At 66.9% G+C, this 507-nt stretch carries 1 protein-coding gene; it reads right to left on the bottom strand.

Translation table 11 applies throughout. The annotated features are described in order from the left end of the window. Positions 1-507: hypothetical protein (locus ACG2LG_RS24180; RefSeq protein WP_396263471.1), on the bottom strand; the 507-nt coding region annotated here is incomplete at both ends.

Raw genomic sequence — 507 nt, 5'->3', positions numbered from 1 at the left:
GTCAGCCCGGTGAGGTTTTCCAGGTCGTGGATGGTCACCGTTTCGGTGCAGTCGCCATTATCGACCGTGGTGTAGTGCGTCGGCTCCAGCGTCAGCGACTGCCACACCACCGGATCCGCGAGGGTCGCCGCGTATTCCAGCGTGTAGGTCACATCCAGCAACGCCCCGGTCGGGCGGATGAAGACCCCTTCCAAGGTCCCCGGCGCCAGCGTCGAGGGCTGGATGATCCAGGCGGTGCGTCCCAGCCACCCACTGCCGCTGCCGTCCTCCGCCGGCATCGCAAAGGCGAACTCCGCGAGGTTGTCGTAGGCGTCGAGGTCCGGATTGCCATCCGCCCACTCGCCCGGGTGCTGGTAGAGCCACTCGTCCCAGTCGTCCGGGCAGGTGTCGAGTGTCTCCACGAAGTCGTTGTCCGGGCTTTCCTCGCCCGGCGCGATGACGATCGGCGTGATGTCGCCGATGATGTCCAGGTCGCCGCCGTCGACGTCGCCGAAGCTGTCGTAGCCC

It is taken from the genome of Haloferula sp. A504 (assembly GCF_044385805.1).
Classification (GTDB): Bacteria; Verrucomicrobiota; Verrucomicrobiia; order Verrucomicrobiales; family Akkermansiaceae; genus Haloferula.
Note: the sequence above shows the minus strand (reverse complement) of the source record. Positions and strands in the feature narration are given on the sequence as shown.